Below are 18321 nucleotides of genomic sequence, written 5' to 3'. Positions count from 1 at the left end.
CCGCTGGAGCGAAAAAGGCGATACGGTTCACAAACTGGGTCATGCTGACACTCCAAAATATCTGGCGATTTGCCTTTGCTTTGCGGCGTCCAGTATGCCGGGCACGATCACTGCGCCGGTCATGTCATCCCGCAGCACGTTGTAGTCATTCGCCATGGCGACGTTTTCATCCACGATGAGGGACGCCCCCGCGGCAACGTAGGCGGAGTAGAGGCCCGTGAGAGGCGCGATCAGAGCGTCATCCACACCATCGTCGCTCAGCCGCTTGTCCGCCTCGTACGTCGGCCGGGCAGCGTCAGAGGGGGCCATGGCATGGTTGCCAGGGAGCGCGCGGAACGAAAGGTTTGACAGGGTGCCAACGAAACTCGAACCGTTGAACCACAGGCGCGATCCAAAGCCGTTCACCGTAGGTCCGGCGCGCACCCTAAGCCTGTAGTCACCAGTCGAAAGACTGCTGACGACTTGTTCATTCGCGGAACCGTCGCTGTTGCGCCGCCACAGGTTCAATGCTCCGCTGCTGGCCAATATGGTGAACGCCACTTCGTACCACCCAAGCCCGGACAGCGTTGTCAGGCCGAACTCCGCGCTGCCCGTTTCGGCTTTGGTGTAAACGCCGCCCGCCTCCGTCCAGATCGCTTGGGAAACTGCATCCGCCGCCTTCCAAAGCTCTGCGCCGCGCTCAAGCTTCAGCGAAGCGTCCAGCACCAGCCGCACCGGATCACCGCTAGGTTCTGCCAGAGCGCTGCCAGAAGCATCCTGAAAGACTGTAGTGGCATCTCTAAGGTCAAGCAGGAGCGCGGGATTGAGGGCCAGGATGGGAAATCGGCGGCTCTGAAAGGGGCTGCGCAGTCCGCCGCGGCAGGAAAAGAACGGGTCACGCATGATCGACCAGAACCGTGGAATTCGCGGCCCGGCGGCCCTTGGCCCAGACACGGCTGCCCTGTGCCACGCTGATATCTGCCAGAGCCAGCTTTTCCCGGCCGGTCCCGCCCGGATAGATCCATCCGCGCGCTTCGAGGCCGGGCGCTGCCGTTCCACCGCGCCTCAATTCGATTTCTCCATCCAGGACCTGAAAGCTGATTTCGGTGACATCGCCGTTCGTCAGCTGCACCCAGGTGTCTTTTTCTACAGTGATGGGAGTTTGCTCATGTGCCATCTTTTTGTCTCCTCTTGGCAGGCGTTGACGTCGGCCTCGCCTGTGTTCCTCGGTGAATTCGTGCGGCCAGCTCCCTGGCCGTGCTTTGCGCTAGTGCCAAAAGGCCGTTAAGTGCCCGTCTCCAGCGCCATTTCCATTGCGGCGGCAAAGGCCGCAGCCACGTCAAAGGTAAGCACTTCCGCATCGGTCAGCGCGTCGATCTGTCCGGAGACGGTCAGCTCCGCGTCAAAGCAACTCTGAACATGCTGCGCGACCGCGGCCGCCACAGCTTCGATCTCCGCCTGCGAAACCGGCTGCCAGCCCTGCGGGAATTTGAAGTTGATGGGGGCCGTCACCATTCCGTTTTGCAGGCTGGTCACGGTGGCAGTGAGTTTGGCCGTGCTTCGCTCATCGGTGGCTACGACTGAACCGTCCTGCAGGGTGATCCCGCCGGTTTCACGCTGCCAGCGAATGCCAGCGACATCCGCCAAAAGAGCTTCGCGCGTTGCGGCCGTCCGCTGCTCGGCGGTTGTGATGTTCAGTGTGAAGGTCATGGCTCAGGCCTCCTGCAATGTGGGCTTGCGAATGATGGGGTCAGGCAACGGGCCGCTGATCACCGTCAACTCCGGCGCAGCGGAGGGCTGATTGGCTTCGGCAGTGACCGTATCGTAGAACCAGCGCAGCGATAGATGCAGCTCGCCACCGATGCGCTGGATCTGACCGACAAAGGGGTGATCGCCCTCCGGATCAGCATATCCTCCATCCGGCACAGCAGAGAGGTCGTAGGCCGCGCCATCGACGGTCAGAACGTCATCGCTGACGCTGGCGGCAGTTTCAGGATGACCGGGCAGACCGGCCCCGCAGATGCAGGTGATTTTCATGGTGCGCCTCCTTTAGAACCAGCGGCCAATTGCGTGGGTTGAGTGATTGATTGTTGTTGCGGAAACAGAAATCACGCTCCAGAGAATCCGCGCACCGCTTACTGTGGCCCCCGGTGAGGCGACACCGCCCCAACATGCTGTGCCATGCGGCATAAAACTTACAACCGGCGGGCTGGCGAAAGCTGCTGGGAACGTCCAAGCGGGAATTTCTTCCTTATGCAGGGAGCCAGACGCTGCAGTGGTGAAATTATCTGCATCGTATTTCCAGCAAATCTGCGTCCCATCGGCAAACCGCACATATTCGCCGTTCGCATTGCTGCCGCGCTCAATCACCGCGCCGGTTGGCAAACCGGCGGATTGAGAGACCGCTCCAAGTATGTTCTCGGCACAGTAGATCTCGGACCAAGACCCGCCACACGTTGTCATGCTTTGTGCGGACGTACACCCGATTACTGGCCGCTCTGAATACAAGCTGGCTGGTTCGCCCTGCCTGGTTTACTCCGGTGAATACAGTCCCGCTTGTCACGCCCGGCGGCTTTGACCCTACGGTTGCTCCAGAGATCCTTCCGAACCCAGTTGGGGCCGTGTCCATATCAACAACATCCGGGGCCACCATTCCGTCAGCGACCCCCAAACCGAAGGCCCCAAACTTCAGGAGCTTGCCAATAGTGCCGTCAGTTACGCTGGACTGTACTGCCGCACCGGAGGCCACACCGCCGGTCATGCGCAACTGCTCCGCGCCGCCTGCTTTCAGCACCACGGTGTTGCTGGCGGGCCAAGCGAGACCAGTGTCCTCATCGCCCTGCTTCACCACATCGGTGGCAAATTTGCCCGAACCCGGTCCATCGGCAATGGTCTGGTAGTTACTGATCAGCGTCTGCACAACGGAAACCAGATCATGCGCCAGCGACATGGTCGGAAACAGCGAATAGACCTGTCCCGCCGCGGTTGCGCCCTGATAGTTGCTCGCCAAGGTGATCTGGGTCGGGCTGTCCGCCGTCAGCACCTCATAGACCCGCCCATCCGGGCCAACAAAGCCCCAGCCTGCCTGGGCAGAGCCGAAAAAGCTGGTGCCGGTGCCGGTAACAACCGCGCTGCCATTGGTGACGCTTACCGTTCCTGTCTTTGGCCAAGCCATTTATGTAACCTCATAGAGTTTCCAGTGAATTTTTCCGCCCAGCGTAGTGTTGCCTGAGCGGTGCAACGCGCTGATGCCCTTGGCCCATAGCTCGATCCGCAGATACAGCTGCTGCGGCCCGTTCCAGCGGGCAAAAGGCAACACCTCCGCCTTGCAGCCCCAGTACTCATTGTTGCCGCTGATGCCGCCTGGCGCCGTCGCGCTGCCGTCGAAGGCCGCATAGGCCAGGTAGGTTTTGTTGGATGCCATCCAGACCTGATCCACAGGCACCTGCAGCCCGGTTTCCACCAATTCCCATGTCTCCACCTGGTACAGGCCGGAATTTGGGTTCACGGTGATCGGCCCGCCGGTCCAGAAGCTGCCCGCGGCCGCCTCGATATTCCGGCTGATAACAGGCCCCGCCAGCTTCACCACGTCGTTGCGGAAGTCGATTTTCACGCCTTCCGTAGGAATGCCGTCGGCGTCCTCGGCGTAATTGTCAGACTGCAGGCTGCCCGCGATTTCAGCGTTGCCGATGGAGCCGTTACGGATCGCTGCCTTGCGCATGTAGACGCCCGCAGGCGCCACCCATTGGCCCACTTTAGGCTCGTGTGACGGTTGAAAGCCTCCAGCCAAAACCCATTCCAAGTTCTGAAAGCCGAGTTCGCCCGCTCAAGTCGCTTAAGGCTATGTTATCTACGGGTAATCCCATTCTGGGAAGTGTCGGCGAATTTTTGGAGTCAGTTCCAAGTTCGGAACCGCGGTTTCTGCACGCTTTCTGCCGCCGCATTCGCGTTAAAACCCTGTTTTACGGGCCTTTCAGAGGTGTTTGAGAGTTTGCAACGGGAAGTGTCCCAGTATTACCTTCAGGCGCCATATCGGCCATTTTGCCGAGTATTGAAGGACAAACGCTCCGTGCCTTGCCCCAGGCTCAAACCACCTTGAAACCCCATTTTTACATGGTCCAACCGGGCACTTCCGTGGTCTGCGACCATCTTCCGGTTACTGCAATATTAAGTGTCCCCTAACAGCGGCATGGGAAAGCCGAAGAAGAAAGACCTGCCGGATCTGAGCCATCTGTGCGTGCCGGGCGCGGAAATTGCGGTGCGGGCCACCCCCAAGGCGGCGCGCAATGCGATTGCGGCGGCGGAGGGGGGGCTGAAGATCTCTGTCACCGCGGTGCCGGAGAACGGCAAGGCCAACGAAGCCATCCGCCGGCTGCTGGCGGCGGCGATGGCAACGGCGGCCTCCCGCCTGGAGCTGCGCCGCGGCGCAACCGCACGCGACAAGCTGTTTGTCTATCTGGGGCCGGCCTGACGCCTAATCGTCGCCGGCCACCAGCCGGTAGACCCCTTCGGGCAGGTCCAGCGCCGCGGCCAGGTCGCGCACCTGAAGATGCGACAGGGTGATTTTCTGCACGCTGTCGGTGCGCGGGTCGTATTGTTCGACCGTGACGCATTCTTCAAAGGAATTGATGGTCACATCCTCGGTGAGGGGGGCATCGCCCTCATCCACCAGGGTGATGACCGTCGAGTCGAATTCATGTTCGATGGTAAACATGGCACCAGCCTGCCACTGCGGCCCGCCTGCTGGCAAGACCTTGCAAACACGAGGTATCGTACAGATGTAACGGCAATCTTCCGCCGCTGCCGCAATTGCTATCCCCCGGGCTTGCGCGGTATGTTGGCGGCAAATTGCAAAAGGATCTGCCATGCGCCGTTTTATGTGTCTGTTTGCCCTTGCTGTCAGCGCCTGTAATGTGGCGATTGAGCCCGCCTCGCAGTCCGCGCCGGTTGTTCAGGCGCCGCGGGTGCAGGGGATGGCGCCCGCCGAGGCGCGCAACGCATTTGCCACCGTGTCCCGCCGGGTGGAGCCGGTGGCCGAACGCGAATGCCGCAACCGCACCCAGGGTTTGAACTGCGACTTCCTGATCCGCGTGGACCCGAATCCGAACGCGGCCCCGAACGCCTATCAGAGCCTGGACCGCTCGGGACGCCCGGTGATCACCTTCACCCAGCGGATGCTGGGGCAGATCGCCAATCATGACGAGCTGGCCTTTGTCATGTCGCATGAGGCCGCCCACCACATCCGCGGCCACTTGGCGCGGCAGGCGCAGAACTCCGCACTGGTGAGCGCCGGCGCCGGTCTGATCACCGCACTGGCAGGGGGCGGATCGTCCAGCGTTTCGACGGCGCAGGATCTTGGCGGCTTTGTCGGCGCGCGCACCTACTCCAAGGATTTCGAGCTGGAGGCGGATGAGCTGGGCACCATCATCACCCATAAGTCCGGCTACCGGCCCAGCATCGGCGTGCGCTTCTTCAACCGCCTGCCGGATCCGGGCGACCGGTTCCTGGGCTCCCACCCGGCCAACCCCGACCGGGTGCGGGTGGTGCAGGCGACCATCGACCGCTACGGGCTGAACTGAGCATGGCCACCGGAGATCAGGCCGGGCCTGCGCTGACGCGGCTCGGCGTGGTCCTGACCGACCGCGGCTCGCGCTACGCGGTGACAGGCGCGCCGGCCGCCTCGCGCGAGGAGGTCGACGCGGTGCTGGCGGCGCTGAAAACGGACCGCGCCTATGCCAAGGCGACCCACAACACCTGGGCGGCGGTGCTGCCATCCGGCGGCCTGAAGGCCGATGACGGCGAATCCGGCGCGGGCATGGTGATCTTGCGGATGATGGAGCGCGAGGGCCTCAGGGACCACGTCATCATCGTCACCCGCTGGTACGGCGGCAAGAAGCTGGGCGGCGACCGGTTCCGCCGGGTGCAGGATGCGGTGCGGGCGTACTTCGACCACCTTGGCGTGAAATCCTTATAAATTCTATCCCGTTTGACCTGTGTCAAATTCGGGCCCGCAGGCCGCCGCTAAGCTGCACCCGGAATAAATGATTCCGGGAGAGCGCGATGACCACCCATGCCGACCTGAAAAAGCACGCCGAGCTGTTTGACCGGATGGCCGCAACCGTCGGTCTGGATCTGGAAGAAGAGGCGGTGTCCGGCACCCTGCGCTTTGACGAGATTGCCGAGGCGGTGCTGCGCTGCACCCGCTGCGGCGGTGTCGGGGCGTGCCGCAATTGGCTGGCCGAAGGCGTGCGCCCCGGGGCAGACGCCCCGGATTTCTGCCGCAACCGCGATCTGCTTGGGTATTTGAACGAGCAGCAGGCCTGACGCGCCCGTCCGGAATCCAACAGGAGTTCAAGATATGCAGCCATTGGGGGATCCCCTCTATCATCTGCGTCTGATGGCCCGGATGGGCCAGACCGCGGGCACCGACCTGACCGGTGCGTTTGCCGCAGGCAAGATCAGCCACGAGGATTGGGCCGCCATGATCACCCGCTGCCGCGGCTGCGCGGTGCCGGATCAGTGCGAGGCCTTCCTGGCCGCCCATGAGCGCGCAGAGGCGCCGATGCCCGGCTGCCGCAATGCGGATGCGCTGCTTGAGCTGAAGGGCCGCGCCTGATGAAGGACATGGCAGCGGAGGCCGAGGGCCTGGGCAATATCTTCCGCCACATGTGGCTGCTGCGCGCGGTGGCAGAGGCGGCGGGCGTCGACCTGGACCGGGAAATGAAGGCCGGGCGGCTGAACGGGCTGGACTACGCGCGGATGGTGACCTCCTGCCGCGGCGCGGGCTGCAGCAAGTCCTGCGCCCTGTGGATTTCGTCGCGCCGCGAGGAAGGCCCCGCGGTGCCGGACTTCTGCCCCAGCGCAGACCTGTTCAAGCGGCTGATGCCCTGACCCCGTAACCGACCCGCCCCGCAAGCCCGGCTTGCGGGGCTTTCTTCTGCCGCACGCCAGTCCAAGGCAGGGCCTTTTACAGTTTCGAATGGGTACCGTCACACAGGGGCTTCCTGCCCGAGTGCTTGCAGCCGCAAAAGAACACCTTGCCGTCCTTTTCCGCCTTGTATTTCACCGGCTCGAACGCCGTGCCCTTGTGCGAGCCATCGCAGAACGGCTGTTTCTGCGACTTGCCGCAGGCGCACCAGAAGTAGGTCTTGCCCTCTGTCACCTCGACGGGGAAGGGGGCTTTTTGCGCGATATCAGGCGTGTCTGTCATGGCTGGGGGCTCTCCCGGGCTGATTGCGGTTCGGGGAGAGCGTAGCAGGGAATTGGCGCGAGGGGAGGGAAAACCCAAAGCCCGCGCAAAGCGCGGGCAGCGCCCGACCCTCCCCACGGGAGGGCGCTTCGCACTCACCCAGGGTCAGGCGCTGGGGGTAGCTAGCTTCAGAAACCCATTCTCGCCAAGCACCGAGAGTGCGAGTGCAATGTGCCGTTCTTCGACGTCAGTTAGCTTTTCTTGATCACGACCTCGGCTGTCGAATGCCACGAATTGAGCTAATCCCACCATCGACAACACATGACAATTGACCAGTAGTTCGCAGACCTGACGGTTGTATTGAGAGTCATATGAGTAGGGACTTCCACCGGTAAGGTGGGCCAACCCTTTGTGAAACGTCAGATGAGCAATTCCAGATAACTTCCCGTAGATATTTCCCAGTCCTAGGTTTCGCAGTGCAATAACACGCGGAGGTTTGCTGTCGATTTGCTTCCCGGCAAAGATACCGCGCAAGACATCAAGCCCTTCAAGTTCCTGTCGTACTAGCGCCGAAGCGCCCACATATTGAGCGTTTTGAATTGCCGTTTCTATTAAGCCAATATTTTGAAACATAGCTGCCGAAACGGCGCCGCGCCGTCGTAAATCTTCGTTGATATGAAGCAGACAAATGCCTTCGCTTCTTTCAAAGACTGAAATCACGGCTGAAAGGGCGCAGTCGCTGGCGAAGGCCAAATCAGTCAACTCCATGCGCCAATCGGGCAGACCTGACTGCAAGTACTTAAGCGCTTGCCTGTAATGGCGCGCTTTCTGAAAAAAATCGAAATTAGATCCTTCAGTTATTTCGTACGCCCCCACAAGTCATACTCCCCCGCCTCATCCACCTCAACGGTCACCAGATCACCCGCCTGCAACCCCTCCGTTCCCTCATCAATAAACAGGTTCCCGTCGATCTCCGGCGCGTCGGCCTTGGTGCGGCAGGTGGCGATGCCGTCCTCGTCGATGTCGTCCACGATAACTTGCATCGTCTGGCCGACCTTGGCCGCCAGCTTGGCCTCGGAGATCGCCTGCGCCTTCTCCATGAACCGCTCCCAGCGCTCCTGCTTCACCTCTTCCGGCACGTGGTCCGGCAGGTCGTTCGAGCGCGCGCCGTCAACGTTTTCGTATTTAAAACAACCCACTCGGTCCAGCTGCGCCTCGTCCATCCAGTCGAGCAGGTGCTGGAACTCCGCCTCCGTCTCGCCGGGGAAGCCGACGATGAAGGTGGAGCGCAGGGTGATATCCGGGCAGGTCGCGCGCCAGGCTTTGATCTCGTCCAGCGTCTTGGCCGCCGCTGCGGGCCGCGCCATGCGGCGCAGCACGTCCGGGTGGGCGTGCTGGAAGGGGATGTCCAGATAAGGCAGCAGCGCATTGTCCGGGTCTGCCATCAGCGGGATCAGCTCGCGTACATGCGGGTAGGGGTAGACATAGTGCAGCCGCACCCAAAGGTCCTCCGCAGGCGCCAGCTTGCCCAGCTCGCGGGAGAGGTCGAGGATATGGCTGCGCACTTCCTCACCCTTCCAGGGGTGGGCGGAATACTTGCGGTCAAGGCCATAGGCGGAGGTGTCCTGCGAAATCACCAAGAGTTCGCGCACACCCGCCTCCACCAGCTTCTCCGCCTCGCGCAGCACCGCATGGACCGGGCGCGACGCCAGCTTGCCGCGCATGTCCGGGATGATGCAGAACTTGCACTTGTGATTGCAGCCCTCGGAGATCTTCAGATAGCTGAAATGCCGCGGGGTGAGCCTGACACCGGTTGCGGGCAAGAGGTCCACATAAGGGTCCGGGGAGGGCGGCACCGCGGAATGCACCGCGTCCAGCACCTGCTCGTACTGGTGCGGGCCGGTCACCGCGTGAATGCGTGGGTGATGCTCGCGGATATAGTCCGGCTCGGCGCCCAGGCAGCCGGTGACGATCACCTTGCCGTTTTCCTTCAGCGCCTCGCCGATCGCCTCCAGGCTTTCGGCCTTGGCGCTGTCGAGGAAGCCGCAGGTGTTGACGATCACCGCATCAGCCCCCGCGTAGTCGGGCGAGATGCCGTAGCCTTCGGCGCGCAGCCGGGTCAGGATGCGCTCGCTGTCGACCAGCGCCTTGGGGCAGCCGAGCGAGACCATGCCGAGGGTCGGCTGGCCGTCACGGGGCGCCTCGCGGAACTGCGGTTCCGGGGCGAGGTCAGGGCGGAGGCTGGGCGGGTTGCTGGACGGGGAACTGGTCATGCGCGCGCATATATCAGGATTGCGGCAGGAGGCAAGGAAAACGGGGGGTGCCAGGCGTGCACTCCCTGTGCACTGCCTGTGCACCCCCCTGTGCACCAGGGGCTGCATTTTCCCCTTGCCCGGACGATAGGCCGGGCAGCCCCCGACTTCCCCCACGGGAGGGGGCTTCACCCCCGCCCGAGGCCGAGGGCTGCCCTCCGTTAGGTGTTGAAGCCGGAGCGCCAAAGCCCGTAGCCTGCGGCAAAAGTGATTTGCATGACGAGAGCGATTGATGCGTGACGAGAATGAAGCACCGGAGGCCCCAGCCGCCCCGCAGCGCAAGCTGACACCCGCCAATGAGAACCCCTGGTATGTGCTGATGACGCTTTATGGGGAGCAGGAGGGGGAGGAGATTGACGTCGAACTGAGTCAGCGGAACCGCCAAGCTTGGAATGCTTGGGCATCAAAGGATCTTCCGGAGAGCACGCGTGATCGGTTGCAGAAAAAAGGTCTGCAAATGCCGCCACGGGATAGCTGGAACAAAGATTGGGACAGAATAAAACAGAGCTTCGAAAGGGAGTTTTGTAGGAGGAACCCAGGCGCTAGGGCCGATTTTTCTATTTTTGAAAGCCAAAAGATAGACCTCAAGAGATGTAGCTTTTCGCAGTACTTTGACGTTTCTCAGTTTGTGTTCCCACGTGCTATCGAGCTAACTGGGTCCCACTTTTCGAAGGGAAGCACGTTTGAACACGCAGCGTTTTCCGGAAATTTAACAGCAGTGGCCGCTATTTTTCTTGAAGGTTTTGATTCAAGCGGAGCGGTTTTCTTGGCGGATGCAACGTTCAAGAGCTGCCGCTTCGCCGGGGAGGTAAATTTTTCAAGCTGTAGCTTTCTCGGAAAAACGAGTTTCTTCGGGACCTACTTTAAAGATAATGTTTTATTTTCTGATAGTGATTTTGTTGGCTGGCTAAGCTTCGAAGACATTCACGCAGTGAGCAGTCTCGATGCCAGTTATTCAAGACTGTCCAGAGGAATGGTCTTAAGTGGGTGCAGTATTGGAGAAGCTTATTTTTCACACATTAACATCGAAGGAAGTATTGAGAGTCTCGCATCTTGGTTTAATAGGAAAGTTTCCTTTCAGAGGTCACGTATTAGCGGGGATTTCGACTTCTTTGAAAGCTCGTTTGGATTTTCCGCGGACTTTTCATATGTTTCCTTTCGAGGGTTCGCTAACTTTCCGGACACAAGTTTCTCCCTAGGCGCGACCGCAATGTCGAGCGAAATTCTTTTTTCTGGCTGTTCCTTTGAAAAGCCAGCAAACTTCTCTGGGGCCAAGTTTCAAGTAACTTATCCGGTGTTCCAGGGAACAATTTTGCACGACTAAACAACTTTTTCTGCTGACGCGCGCCTTTGGCCAGTTGGCGAAGTTCCGCTCCCGGAGTTTGCGCGCCAAAGCTGCGCCACCATCCGGCATCTCCTCGCCAAACAAGGCCTCCCCGAAGACGAGCACTTCTTCTTTCGCCGCGAAATGCATTTTGCCGGCAAGATCGGCTCCATCTGGCAGCGGCTGCCCTATCTGCTGTTTGGCTGGTTCTCGGAGTACGGCTATTCTATCGCACGCCCGTTCTGGTGGCTGTTCGCGATTTGGTTGCTTGGCACCTTCGTCATAGCGGAGCACTTTGTGGATGAAACCGCCAAGCCACTGCTCGGCTCCGATGACTGGACAGCCATGGCGCTGAGCTTCTCCAACTTGTTTCCAGTCTTCAGTTTCGGGCGGGTCTATTTCGGTGCCGAGTTCTTGCAGGCCTTGCCGCAGCATCTGAAGGTTTTGTCCGGCCTCCAGACCGTCGCCAGCCTGCCGCTGCTGTTCTTCCTCGGCCTGGGCCTGCGGCAGCGGTTCCGGCTGCGGTAACCTCCCGCCTCGAACGCGCGAAGCTGTGATGCAGGAGGAGGCTTCCTGCATTGCACCCCCGCACAGAGGCGGTAAGCTGCAAAAAGACCCTCGGGCAACAGGGGGACGAGAGATGAGGAGTGGGCCGATGAAGCTGATAATCCGGGTCGTGACGGCGCTGGTGCTGACGGTGGTGCTGCTGGCGGGGCTGGTGCTCTTGCTGCCGGGCGAGAAAATCGCGCGGCTGGCCGCCGATCAGCTGGAGGTGCAGACCGGGCGGCAGCTGGGGCTGGGCGGCAAGGTGAGCTTTACCTTCTGGCCCACGCTGGGGGTCAAGGCGGATGCGGTGACGCTGTCCAATGCGGACTGGGCCGGGCCGGAGCCGATGCTGCGGGCGGAGCGGGTGACCATCGGCGTTGCGGCGGCGGATCTGATGCAGGGCAATGTGCGGGTCACCGAGGTCTCTGCCATCCTGCCGCATCTGAACCTGGCCACCAACGCGGAGGGCATTGGCAACTGGGTCTTTGGCGGCGGCGGCGGCGCGGCGGCGGGCAGCACCGGGACTGGAGAGGGCACCGGGCAGCCGCTGCGGATCGAGGCGGTGGAGCTGACCGGGGCCTCCCTGCGCTATGCCGCGCATGGGGAACAGCCGGTTGAGATGAAGAATGTTGACCTCAGCCTGCTGTGGCCCGATCCCGCAGGCACGGTGAATGCGAAGGTGACCCTGCGCCCGGCGGGCGAGCCGGTGGAGATCGATGCGGAGATCGGCACCTTTGCGGCGTTTCTGGCGGGCGAGGTGTCCTCGGTCGGCGCAACGGTGACGGCGCCCGGCGGCACCGGGCGGTTTGACGGCCATGCCGATATCAATGGCGAGGCCAGCGGGCGGCTGACCTTCGGCGCGGAGGATGCCGTGCGGACCGGCGCGGCGCTGGGGGCGGTTCTGCCGCAGGCGCTGGCGCAAAAGGCGGTGTTCGGCGCCGATGTGACCTATACCGCGGACGGGCGGCTGTCGATGCGCGACCTGGCGCTGGAGCTGGGCATGAACAGGCTGAGCGGCGCGGCGGATGTGGACTTCGCCAAGCGGCCGCGGATCACCGCCCGGCTGCAAGGCGGGGCGCTGGATTTCGGCGGCGTCACGGGCACGGAGCCGCCGGACGGCCGCGGCGCGGCAGCGGAGGGCTGGCCCGGCCAGCGCATCGACGCCTCGGTGTTGGGGCTGGCTGACGGGACGGTGGATCTGTCGTTTGACAGTCTGGATACCGGCAGCGTCCAGCTGGGGCCGAGCCAGCTGAACCTGACGGTTGAGCGCGAGCGGGCGGTGGTGAAATTCCTGCCGGCGTCGATGTTCGGCGGCGAGGTGCAGGGGCAGCTGGTGGCCAACAACCGCAACGGGCTGTCGGTGGGCGGGAACCTCAGCTTCACCGGCATCCGGCTGGAGCGCGCGCTGGGCGAGACCGCGGGCTACCGCCGCCTCAACGGCGAGGCGCTGGGCGGGGTGGAGTTCCTCGGCTCCGGCAATTCGGTGGACGCGATCATGCGCTCGCTGAGCGGCAAGGGCTGGCTGGAAGCGGGCAAGGGGTTCTTTACCGGCTTCGACCTGGAGCAGCTGATGCGCTCCGGTGGCAATGGCGGCAGCACCGTGTTCGACCAGCTGACCGCCAGCTATACGGTCGAGGGCGGCAATTTGCGCAATGAGGACCTGCTGGTGCTGCTCAAGGGGTTCAGGGCGCAAGGCAAGGGGCGGATCGGGCTGGGCGCGCGCGACATCGACTATCTGTTCACGCCGCAGCTGGTGCGGGCGGGCCGCGATCAGGTGCTGACCATTCCGGTGCGCATCCGCGGCAGCTGGGGCAATCCGGACATCCGCCCGGATTTCAGCCAGGCGCTGCAGCCGAAACTGGACGGCATCGAGCAGGAGGCCAAGGACCGGGTGCGCCAGAAGCTGAGCGAGGAGCTGGACACCGGGATCACGCCGGAACAGGACCTGAACGACCTGCTTAAGGAACGGATCAAGCAGGAAGCCCGCGACCAGCTTCTGAAGCTCCTCGGCGGCGACTGAGCCCCCCAGCCTGCAGCCGGGTCAAGGAGGGCCGCAGGCCCCCGGGCGCAGCCCGGCCTGTCGTTGACGCGGCTGCAGGCGTCTTACACTCGATATGTCGCATCTAAGGGCAGGCCTGTCCTTAGATCGCTTCTCAGCAAAAGAAAAAGCGCCCGCCGGAGGCGGGCGCCGGTCGCCTGCGTCAGCAGGCGAAACCAGTCAGACAGCCGCCTGCGTCAGCAGGCGAAATCCCTCTTTCCTGCCTGATCAGATGGTCTGATCGTAATCGCCCACCAGCGGTTCGGTGCGGATCACGGCGTCGATATCCGCAAAGATTGCCCGCATCTCCGCCTCGCTGTCAGAGCTTTCGCAGACCACCACCAGGTTCGGGGTGTTGGAGGATGCCCTGACCAGCCCCCAGGAGCCGTTGTCGAGGATCACCCGGGCGCCGTTCACGGTGACGACTTCCTTGATCGCCCGGCCTGCCAGCTGTTCGCCAGCCTCATGCTTGGCCACCAGCTTTTGCACCAGCCGCTCCAGCACCTGGTATTTCTCGGTGTCGGCGCAATAGGGCGACATGGTCGGGGTGGCCCAGGTCTTGGGCAGCGCCTTCCTGAGGTCGGACATCGACTGCTCCGGGTTGCGGTCCAGCATCTTGCAGACCTCAACCGCCACCCGCATGCCGCAGTCATAGCCGCGGCCCACCGGCTCGGCCAGGAAGTAGTGGCCGGATTTTTCAAACCCCGCCAGGGCGCCGATTTCCTTCACCCGCCGCTTCATGTGGCTGTGGCCGGTCTTCCAGTAATCCGCCGTCACGCCGTTCTTTTTCAGCTCCGGGTCGGAGGCGAACAGGCCGGTGGATTTCACATCCGCGACAAAGGTGGCGTTCGGGTAGATCTTGCTGAGGTCGCGGGCCATGATCACGCCGACCTTGTCGGCAAAGATCTCCTCGCCCTCGTCATCGACCACGCCGCAGCGGTCGCCGTCGCCGTCAAAGCCAAGCGCCAGATCGGCGCCGGAAGCCTTCACCGATGCCGACATGTCGTGCAGCATTTCCATCGCTTCGGGGTTGGGGTTGTAATGCGGGAAGGTGTAATCCAGCTCGTTGTGGCTCTCGACCACCTCGACGCCGATGCGCTTGAACAGCTCCGGCGCAAAGGCAGAGGCGGTGCCGTTGCCGGTGGCGCAGACCACCTTCAGCGGGCGGGACATCTTGAAGTCGCCTGCGAGGTCGTCGAGATAGGCTTCCTTGACGCCCTCCACAAACTCGTAAGAGCCGCCCGGCGCGGCCTGGCCTTCGCCGTTCAGCACGATATCGCGCAGCTCTGCCATCTCGTCGGGGCCGTGGGTCAGCGGGCGTTCAAAGCCCATCTTGACGCCGGTCCAGCCGTTGGGGTTGTGGCTGGCGGTGACCATGGCGACCGCGGGCACGTCCAGGTGGAACTGGGCGAAATAGGCCATCGGCGACAGTGCCGGGCCGATGTCCTTCACTTGGATGCCGGCCTGCATCAGGCCCAGGATCAGCGCGTTTTTGATCGCCAGGGAATAGTCGCGGTAGTCGTTGCCGACCGCAATCACCGGCTCGATCCCGCGCTTGCGCATCTGGGTGCCGAGGCCCAGGCCCAGGGCGGTCATGCCGGGGAGGTTGATCTCCTCCGGGTATTTCCAGCGCGCGTCATATTCGCGGAAGCCCGTGGGCTTGATCATCGCGTCGCGCAGAAAGCTCCAGGTGTTCGGGGTCACCTCGGACAGCGGTTTGGTCATGTCTCAAAATCTCTTTGCTGGTTAAATGCGAATGGGATCGGCCTTGGCCAGCGCGTCAAAGCGCATCAAGCTTTCGATCAGCTGCGGCATCTGGTCGAGATAGATCATGTTCGGCCCGTCGGACGGCGCGTTGTCCGGGTCCTGGTGGGTCTCGATGAACACCGCGGCAATACCCAGCGAGACAGCCGCGCGCGCCATCAGCGGCGCGAATTCGCGCTGGCCGCCGGTGGAGCCGCCTTTGCCGCCGGGCTGCTGCACCGAATGGGTGGCATCCATCACCACCGGGTAGCCGCCCTGCGCCATCTGCGGCAGCGAGCGCATATCAGCAACCAGGGTGTTATAGCCAAAGGAGGTGCCGCGCTCGGTCAGCAGGATGTTATGGTTGCCGGTGCTTTCCACCTTGGCGACCACATTGGCCATGTCCCAGGGCGCCAGGAACTGGCCTTTCTTGATGTTCACCGCCTTTCCGGTGTTGCCTGCGGCCAGCAGCATATCGGTCTGGCGGCACAGGAACGCCGGGATCTGCAGGATGTCCACGGCCTCCGCCGCCACTGCGCATTGCGCCTCGGTATGGACATCGGTCAGCACCGGCACATCGAATTCGCGGCGGATGGTGTCCAGCACCTTCAGCCCCTCGTCTAGGCCAAGCCCGCGCTTGCCCGACAGCGAGGTACGGTTGGCCTTGTCGTAAGAGGCCTTGAACACGAACTGGGCGCCGGATTTTTCGCAGGCGTCCTTAAGGCTGCCGGCAATCATCCGGGCGTGGTCCGCGGTTTCCAGCTGGCAGGGGCCGGCAATGATGGTCAGGGGACGATCATTGCCGACGGTGAGACCGGCGATATCGATGTTTTTCATGAGCTTCCGATGGCTTTACGATGACACCTGCTCCCGCAGGATGGACGCGGTGAGCGAACACATCAGGTAAATACCGGAAAAGATCAGGAATGCCAAAACGGTATTCTCGAACTTGCGCGGATAGGAGGGTTCATCGCTGGGCACCGGCTCCACCGCGGTGGTCAGGTAGCGGACCTGGCGGTTGGCCTCCAGGCGGGTGGTTTCCACTTGCTGCAAGGCCGATTGCAGCATCAGGTCGCGGGTGGCAAGGTCGGCCTGCGCCATCTGGATCTGGATGCGCAGATTGGCAAGCGAGTTTTCGCCGGCCGAGGCATCGACCATCCGGTTGTTGAGGCTGGCGATCACCGTCTCCAGCCGCCGGATGTCGGCCTCGGCGCCGCTGACCTTGGCGCGGTTGGGGCGGGCGTTGTCCTCCAGGGCGGCCAGTTCCAGGCGCTTTTCCTCCAGCTGGATTTCAAAGGTGCTGATCTGCTGGCGCAGCGCGGCGACCACACCCTCAGGGTCCAGCACGGAGCCCTGCTGCTGCAGCACCACCAGCCGCTGCTGCGCGGCGCGGCGCTGGGCTTCGGCTTCGTCCAGGGCGGCCTCGGCCTCCGACATCTGGTCTGCGCGTTTTTGCTGCGACAGGCTGTTCACCTTTTCCTGGGCATAGGAAATCAGCTTGCGCGAAAACTCCGCCGCGGCGTCGGGGGCGGCAGCCGACACTTCCATCCGCACCACGCCTTCGGTCGGGTCATAGCCGATCTTCACGTTGCGGCTGTAGGTGGCATAGGCCTCCTCGTTGGTGGGGTCGCTTTCCAGCCGCTGGATCGGGTCCAGCCACTCTTGCGTGAAATGCGCCTTGAAGCCCGCCTCGCGGTCCAGCCGCAGCATCGCCTCCTTGGACATCAGGTAGCTTTGCACCGCGATGGAGTCCTGGCTGGTGGCAAACTGGGTGCCGGACAGCAGCCCGCCGACGCCGCCGCCCGCACTGTCGGCCTTCAGCACCAGGAACTCGGACTTGGAGGAATACATCGGCGTCGCCACCGAATTGAAATAAAAGCCCGCGGCCAGGGTCGGCAGCAGCACGAAGAACGCCAGCCGGGCTCCCAGCAGCGACAGCTTGCGGCGGCGGCGGCGCGCGATATCGCGCTGGATCTCCTGGATTTCGCGGGCGCGCCGCTCTGCCGGGCTCAGCTCGGTGGAGGGCAGGGTGGTCTTGCCGGCGGGCACCGTCTGCGGCAGCTGCACAGACCCCGGCGCCGGCGGCGTGCCTGCGGGCTGGGTCTTGTTCTGGGGCACCACCAGCTCCAGCATGTTGGCGCGGGCGAACGGGTCGATGCCGCGTTCGCGCAGCATCCGCACCGCCTCGAAATCCGAGGTGGGGGTCAGGTTGTGCTTTTGCGCCATCCGCCGGGCCAGCCGCAGCTGGCGGCCGGTCAGGCCTTCGCGGCGGATCGCCTCGATATCGGTTTCCATGCTGGTTTCGCGGGCGGAGCTGACCATGCCGGACAGCGGCGCGCCGCCGGTCCGGTTCCCCGCTGCTGCATCGGCGGCAGCGGCGGTGCTCTGCGGGACCGGCCGGGCGTGCGGCTGCACGGCAGCAGCGGCCGCGCCCTGAGGCGCCGCCGCGGTGCCGGTTTCGCGGGCTTCGGCCGCAGCGGGGCTGCGGCGGATGCGGAACTTCTTAGCTCTCGGTTTCGTAGTCATAGAGCTGTTTCGCTTCTTCCAAAGTGTCAAACATATGCAGCTGTCCCTGCAGCAGGACAGCCGCCGAACGGGCAAACTTCTCCAGCGTCTTGGCCTGATGCGAGACGATGATGATGGTGGTGGTCTGCAACCGCTCCTGCAGGATCTCGCCGGCCTTGCGGTTGAACTCGACGTCGGTGGTGCTGGGCATGCCTTCGTCGATCAGGTAGATGTCGAAATCCAGCGCCAGCATCAGCGAAAAGCTGAACCGCGACCGCATGCCGGCGGAATAGGTGCCGATCGGCTGGTCAAAATACTCCCGCAGGCCGCACAGCCAGCGGCAGTAGGCCTCGACGTAATCCGGGTCCAGCCCGTAAAGCTTGGCGATATAACGGCTGTTTTCCATCGCCGACAGGCGGCTGATCACCCCGCCCATGAAGCCGAGGGGAAAGGAAATCTTGCAGTTGCGGCGGATTTCGCCCTCATCCGGCTTTTCCAGGCCGGCCATCATGTTGATCAGCGTGGTCTTGCCGGTGCCGTTCGGGGCCAGAACGCCCAGCGATTTGCCCGGCTCGACGCAGAACGACACGCGGTCAAGGATCACCTTGCGCTGGGTTCCCGTCCAGAAGGACTTGCTGACGTTTTCAAATTCAAGCATTGCTTGGTCCGGTGCTGCCCGTGCGGC

Annotated in this window: 24 protein-coding genes; 9 read left to right on the top strand and 15 right to left on the bottom strand. The window is 62.9% G+C overall.

Annotated elements, in window-relative coordinates; translation table 11 throughout:
* Positions 1–39 precede the first annotated feature (39 nt).
* The 7 genes from PHA8399_RS09865 to PHA8399_RS09840 form a co-directional block, all read right to left on the bottom strand.
* Entirely contained in the window at positions 40–882 is an 843-nt protein-coding gene (locus tag PHA8399_RS09865) for a hypothetical protein (protein WP_145977020.1), read from the bottom strand.
* Positions 875–1156 (bottom strand): hypothetical protein, encoded by a 282-nt coding sequence (locus PHA8399_RS09860; protein WP_058285974.1) that lies wholly within the window; start codon positions 1154–1156, stop codon positions 875–877. Before PHA8399_RS09860 ends, PHA8399_RS09865 begins: the two co-directional genes overlap by 8 nt.
* A 107-nt stretch (positions 1157–1263) precedes the next feature.
* On the bottom strand, positions 1264–1689 hold the full coding sequence (locus tag PHA8399_RS09855) for a DUF4376 domain-containing protein (protein WP_058285973.1): 426 nt from the start codon (positions 1687–1689) through the stop codon (positions 1264–1266).
* Positions 1690–1692: 3 nt separating this feature from the next.
* Positions 1693–2016, bottom strand: coding sequence for a hypothetical protein (locus PHA8399_RS09850; RefSeq protein WP_058285972.1), 324 nt, complete (start codon positions 2014–2016; stop codon positions 1693–1695).
* A gap of 12 nt (positions 2017–2028) precedes the next feature.
* Positions 2029–2349 (bottom strand): hypothetical protein, encoded by a 321-nt coding sequence (locus tag PHA8399_RS22310; RefSeq protein ID WP_167592833.1) that lies wholly within the window; start codon positions 2347–2349, stop codon positions 2029–2031.
* Positions 2342–3154 (bottom strand): hypothetical protein, encoded by an 813-nt coding sequence (locus PHA8399_RS09845; protein WP_058285971.1) that lies wholly within the window; start codon positions 3152–3154, stop codon positions 2342–2344. The genes PHA8399_RS22310 and PHA8399_RS09845 overlap by 8 nt, the downstream gene beginning before the upstream one ends.
* Entirely contained in the window at positions 3155–3733 is a 579-nt protein-coding gene (locus PHA8399_RS09840; protein ID WP_058285970.1) for a phage tail tip fiber protein, read from the bottom strand.
* A gap of 435 nt (positions 3734–4168) precedes the next feature.
* On the opposite strand from PHA8399_RS09840, the gene PHA8399_RS09835 reads away from it, so the two are divergent.
* Entirely contained in the window at positions 4169–4450 is a 282-nt protein-coding gene (locus PHA8399_RS09835; protein ID WP_058285969.1) for a DUF167 domain-containing protein, read from the top strand.
* Between the two features lie 3 nt (positions 4451–4453).
* On the opposite strand, the gene PHA8399_RS09830 is transcribed toward PHA8399_RS09835, so the two are convergent.
* Positions 4454–4693, bottom strand: a complete 240-nt coding sequence (locus PHA8399_RS09830) for a DUF8831 family protein (protein ID WP_058285968.1) — start codon at positions 4691–4693, stop codon at positions 4454–4456.
* A 151-nt stretch (positions 4694–4844) separates the two neighbouring features.
* On the opposite strand from PHA8399_RS09830, the gene PHA8399_RS09825 reads away from it, so the two are divergent.
* From PHA8399_RS09825 to PHA8399_RS09805, 5 genes are all read left to right on the top strand, one after another.
* Positions 4845–5558, top strand: a complete 714-nt coding sequence (locus PHA8399_RS09825) for a M48 family metalloprotease (protein WP_058285967.1) — start codon at positions 4845–4847, stop codon at positions 5556–5558.
* Positions 5559–5560: 2 nt separating this feature from the next.
* Complete coding sequence (locus PHA8399_RS09820; RefSeq protein WP_058285966.1) at positions 5561–5953, top strand: YigZ family protein; 393 nt, start codon at positions 5561–5563, stop codon at positions 5951–5953.
* An 86-nt stretch (positions 5954–6039) separates the two neighbouring features.
* The gene (locus PHA8399_RS09815; RefSeq protein WP_058285965.1) at positions 6040–6303 is read left to right on the top strand and encodes a DUF6455 family protein; all 264 of its coding nucleotides are present in this window, start codon (positions 6040–6042) and stop codon (positions 6301–6303) included.
* Between the two features lie 34 nt (positions 6304–6337).
* The gene (locus PHA8399_RS09810) at positions 6338–6595 is read left to right on the top strand and encodes a DUF6455 family protein (protein WP_058285964.1); all 258 of its coding nucleotides are present in this window, start codon (positions 6338–6340) and stop codon (positions 6593–6595) included.
* Entirely contained in the window at positions 6595–6870 is a 276-nt protein-coding gene (locus PHA8399_RS09805) for a DUF6455 family protein (protein WP_058285963.1), read from the top strand. Before PHA8399_RS09810 ends, PHA8399_RS09805 begins: the two co-directional genes overlap by 1 nt.
* A gap of 76 nt (positions 6871–6946) precedes the next feature.
* On the opposite strand, the gene PHA8399_RS09800 is transcribed toward PHA8399_RS09805, so the two are convergent.
* The 3 genes from PHA8399_RS09800 to rimO form a co-directional block, all read right to left on the bottom strand.
* Positions 6947–7189, bottom strand: coding sequence for a CDGSH iron-sulfur domain-containing protein (locus PHA8399_RS09800; protein ID WP_058285962.1), 243 nt, complete (start codon positions 7187–7189; stop codon positions 6947–6949).
* 144 nt (positions 7190–7333) lie between these two features.
* Positions 7334–7936: a hypothetical protein gene (locus PHA8399_RS22305; protein WP_145977018.1), complete on the bottom strand. Its 603-nt coding sequence runs from the start codon at positions 7934–7936 to the stop codon at positions 7334–7336.
* 89 nt (positions 7937–8025) lie between these two features.
* Positions 8026–9441: a 30S ribosomal protein S12 methylthiotransferase RimO gene (gene rimO / locus PHA8399_RS09795; protein ID WP_058285961.1), complete on the bottom strand. Its 1416-nt coding sequence runs from the start codon at positions 9439–9441 to the stop codon at positions 8026–8028.
* A 271-nt stretch (positions 9442–9712) separates the two neighbouring features.
* Between rimO and PHA8399_RS09790 the strand changes: the two genes are divergently transcribed.
* The 3 genes from PHA8399_RS09790 (at position 9713) to PHA8399_RS09780 (ending at position 13370) form a co-directional block, all read left to right on the top strand.
* On the top strand, positions 9713–10804 hold the full coding sequence (locus tag PHA8399_RS09790) for a pentapeptide repeat-containing protein (RefSeq protein WP_058285960.1): 1092 nt from the start codon (positions 9713–9715) through the stop codon (positions 10802–10804).
* Between the two features lie 144 nt (positions 10805–10948).
* Entirely contained in the window at positions 10949–11332 is a 384-nt protein-coding gene (locus PHA8399_RS09785) for a hypothetical protein (protein WP_058285959.1), read from the top strand.
* A gap of 127 nt (positions 11333–11459) precedes the next feature.
* A complete protein-coding gene (locus PHA8399_RS09780; RefSeq protein WP_058285958.1) occupies positions 11460–13370 on the top strand; it encodes an AsmA family protein in 1911 nt (636 codons plus the stop codon).
* A gap of 246 nt (positions 13371–13616) precedes the next feature.
* Here the strand turns inward: PHA8399_RS09780 and PHA8399_RS09775 are convergent, their stop codons facing one another.
* Genes PHA8399_RS09775 through PHA8399_RS09760 form a run of 4 tightly spaced genes read right to left on the bottom strand, consistent with a single transcriptional unit; the run spans position 13617 to position 18294 of the window.
* Positions 13617–15113: a phosphomannomutase/phosphoglucomutase gene (locus PHA8399_RS09775; protein ID WP_058285957.1), complete on the bottom strand. Its 1497-nt coding sequence runs from the start codon at positions 15111–15113 to the stop codon at positions 13617–13619.
* A 21-nt stretch (positions 15114–15134) separates the two neighbouring features.
* Positions 15135–15968, bottom strand: a complete 834-nt coding sequence (gene kdsA / locus PHA8399_RS09770) for a 3-deoxy-8-phosphooctulonate synthase (protein WP_058285956.1) — start codon at positions 15966–15968, stop codon at positions 15135–15137.
* A gap of 15 nt (positions 15969–15983) precedes the next feature.
* Positions 15984–17657 (bottom strand): KpsE/RkpR family capsule polysaccharide export protein, encoded by a 1674-nt coding sequence (locus tag PHA8399_RS09765; protein WP_058285955.1) that lies wholly within the window; start codon positions 17655–17657, stop codon positions 15984–15986.
* The gene (locus tag PHA8399_RS09760; protein ID WP_058285954.1) at positions 17635–18294 is read right to left on the bottom strand and encodes an ABC transporter ATP-binding protein; all 660 of its coding nucleotides are present in this window, start codon (positions 18292–18294) and stop codon (positions 17635–17637) included. The genes PHA8399_RS09765 and PHA8399_RS09760 overlap by 23 nt, the downstream gene beginning before the upstream one ends.
* Between the last annotated feature and the right edge of the window lie 27 nt (positions 18295–18321).

Origin of the sequence: Leisingera aquaemixtae, from assembly GCF_001458395.1 — a bacterium.
Taxonomy (GTDB): domain Bacteria; phylum Pseudomonadota; class Alphaproteobacteria; order Rhodobacterales; family Rhodobacteraceae; genus Leisingera; species Leisingera aquaemixtae.
This window is presented reverse-complemented; position numbering and strand designations above follow the sequence as displayed.

Coding starts and splice junctions, on each gene's coding strand:
- PHA8399_RS09865 (WP_145977020.1), bottom strand. CDS start 882: ATGCGTGACCCGTTCTTTTCCTGCCGCGGCGGACTGCGCAGCCCCTTT.
- PHA8399_RS09860 (WP_058285974.1), bottom strand. CDS start 1,156: ATGGCACATGAGCAAACTCCCATCACTGTAGAAAAAGACACCTGGGTG.
- PHA8399_RS09855 (WP_058285973.1), bottom strand. CDS start 1,689: ATGACCTTCACACTGAACATCACAACCGCCGAGCAGCGGACGGCCGCA.
- PHA8399_RS09850 (WP_058285972.1), bottom strand. CDS start 2,016: ATGAAAATCACCTGCATCTGCGGGGCCGGTCTGCCCGGTCATCCTGAA.
- PHA8399_RS09845 (WP_058285971.1), bottom strand. CDS start 3,154: ATGGCTTGGCCAAAGACAGGAACGGTAAGCGTCACCAATGGCAGCGCG.
- PHA8399_RS09835 (WP_058285969.1), top strand. CDS start 4,169: ATGGGAAAGCCGAAGAAGAAAGACCTGCCGGATCTGAGCCATCTGTGC.
- PHA8399_RS09830 (WP_058285968.1), bottom strand. CDS start 4,693: ATGTTTACCATCGAACATGAATTCGACTCGACGGTCATCACCCTGGTG.
- PHA8399_RS09825 (WP_058285967.1), top strand. CDS start 4,845: ATGCGCCGTTTTATGTGTCTGTTTGCCCTTGCTGTCAGCGCCTGTAAT.
- PHA8399_RS09820 (WP_058285966.1), top strand. CDS start 5,561: ATGGCCACCGGAGATCAGGCCGGGCCTGCGCTGACGCGGCTCGGCGTG.
- PHA8399_RS09815 (WP_058285965.1), top strand. CDS start 6,040: ATGACCACCCATGCCGACCTGAAAAAGCACGCCGAGCTGTTTGACCGG.
- PHA8399_RS09810 (WP_058285964.1), top strand. CDS start 6,338: ATGCAGCCATTGGGGGATCCCCTCTATCATCTGCGTCTGATGGCCCGG.
- PHA8399_RS09805 (WP_058285963.1), top strand. CDS start 6,595: ATGAAGGACATGGCAGCGGAGGCCGAGGGCCTGGGCAATATCTTCCGC.
- PHA8399_RS09800 (WP_058285962.1), bottom strand. CDS start 7,189: ATGACAGACACGCCTGATATCGCGCAAAAAGCCCCCTTCCCCGTCGAG.
- PHA8399_RS22305 (WP_145977018.1), bottom strand. CDS start 7,936: ATGGAGTTGACTGATTTGGCCTTCGCCAGCGACTGCGCCCTTTCAGCC.
- rimO (WP_058285961.1), bottom strand. CDS start 9,441: ATGACCAGTTCCCCGTCCAGCAACCCGCCCAGCCTCCGCCCTGACCTC.
- PHA8399_RS09790 (WP_058285960.1), top strand. CDS start 9,713: ATGCGTGACGAGAATGAAGCACCGGAGGCCCCAGCCGCCCCGCAGCGC.
- PHA8399_RS09785 (WP_058285959.1), top strand. CDS start 10,949: ATGCATTTTGCCGGCAAGATCGGCTCCATCTGGCAGCGGCTGCCCTAT.
- PHA8399_RS09780 (WP_058285958.1), top strand. CDS start 11,460: ATGAAGCTGATAATCCGGGTCGTGACGGCGCTGGTGCTGACGGTGGTG.
- PHA8399_RS09775 (WP_058285957.1), bottom strand. CDS start 15,113: ATGACCAAACCGCTGTCCGAGGTGACCCCGAACACCTGGAGCTTTCTG.
- kdsA (WP_058285956.1), bottom strand. CDS start 15,968: ATGAAAAACATCGATATCGCCGGTCTCACCGTCGGCAATGATCGTCCC.
- PHA8399_RS09765 (WP_058285955.1), bottom strand. CDS start 17,657: ATGACTACGAAACCGAGAGCTAAGAAGTTCCGCATCCGCCGCAGCCCC.
- PHA8399_RS09760 (WP_058285954.1), bottom strand. CDS start 18,294: ATGCTTGAATTTGAAAACGTCAGCAAGTCCTTCTGGACGGGAACCCAG.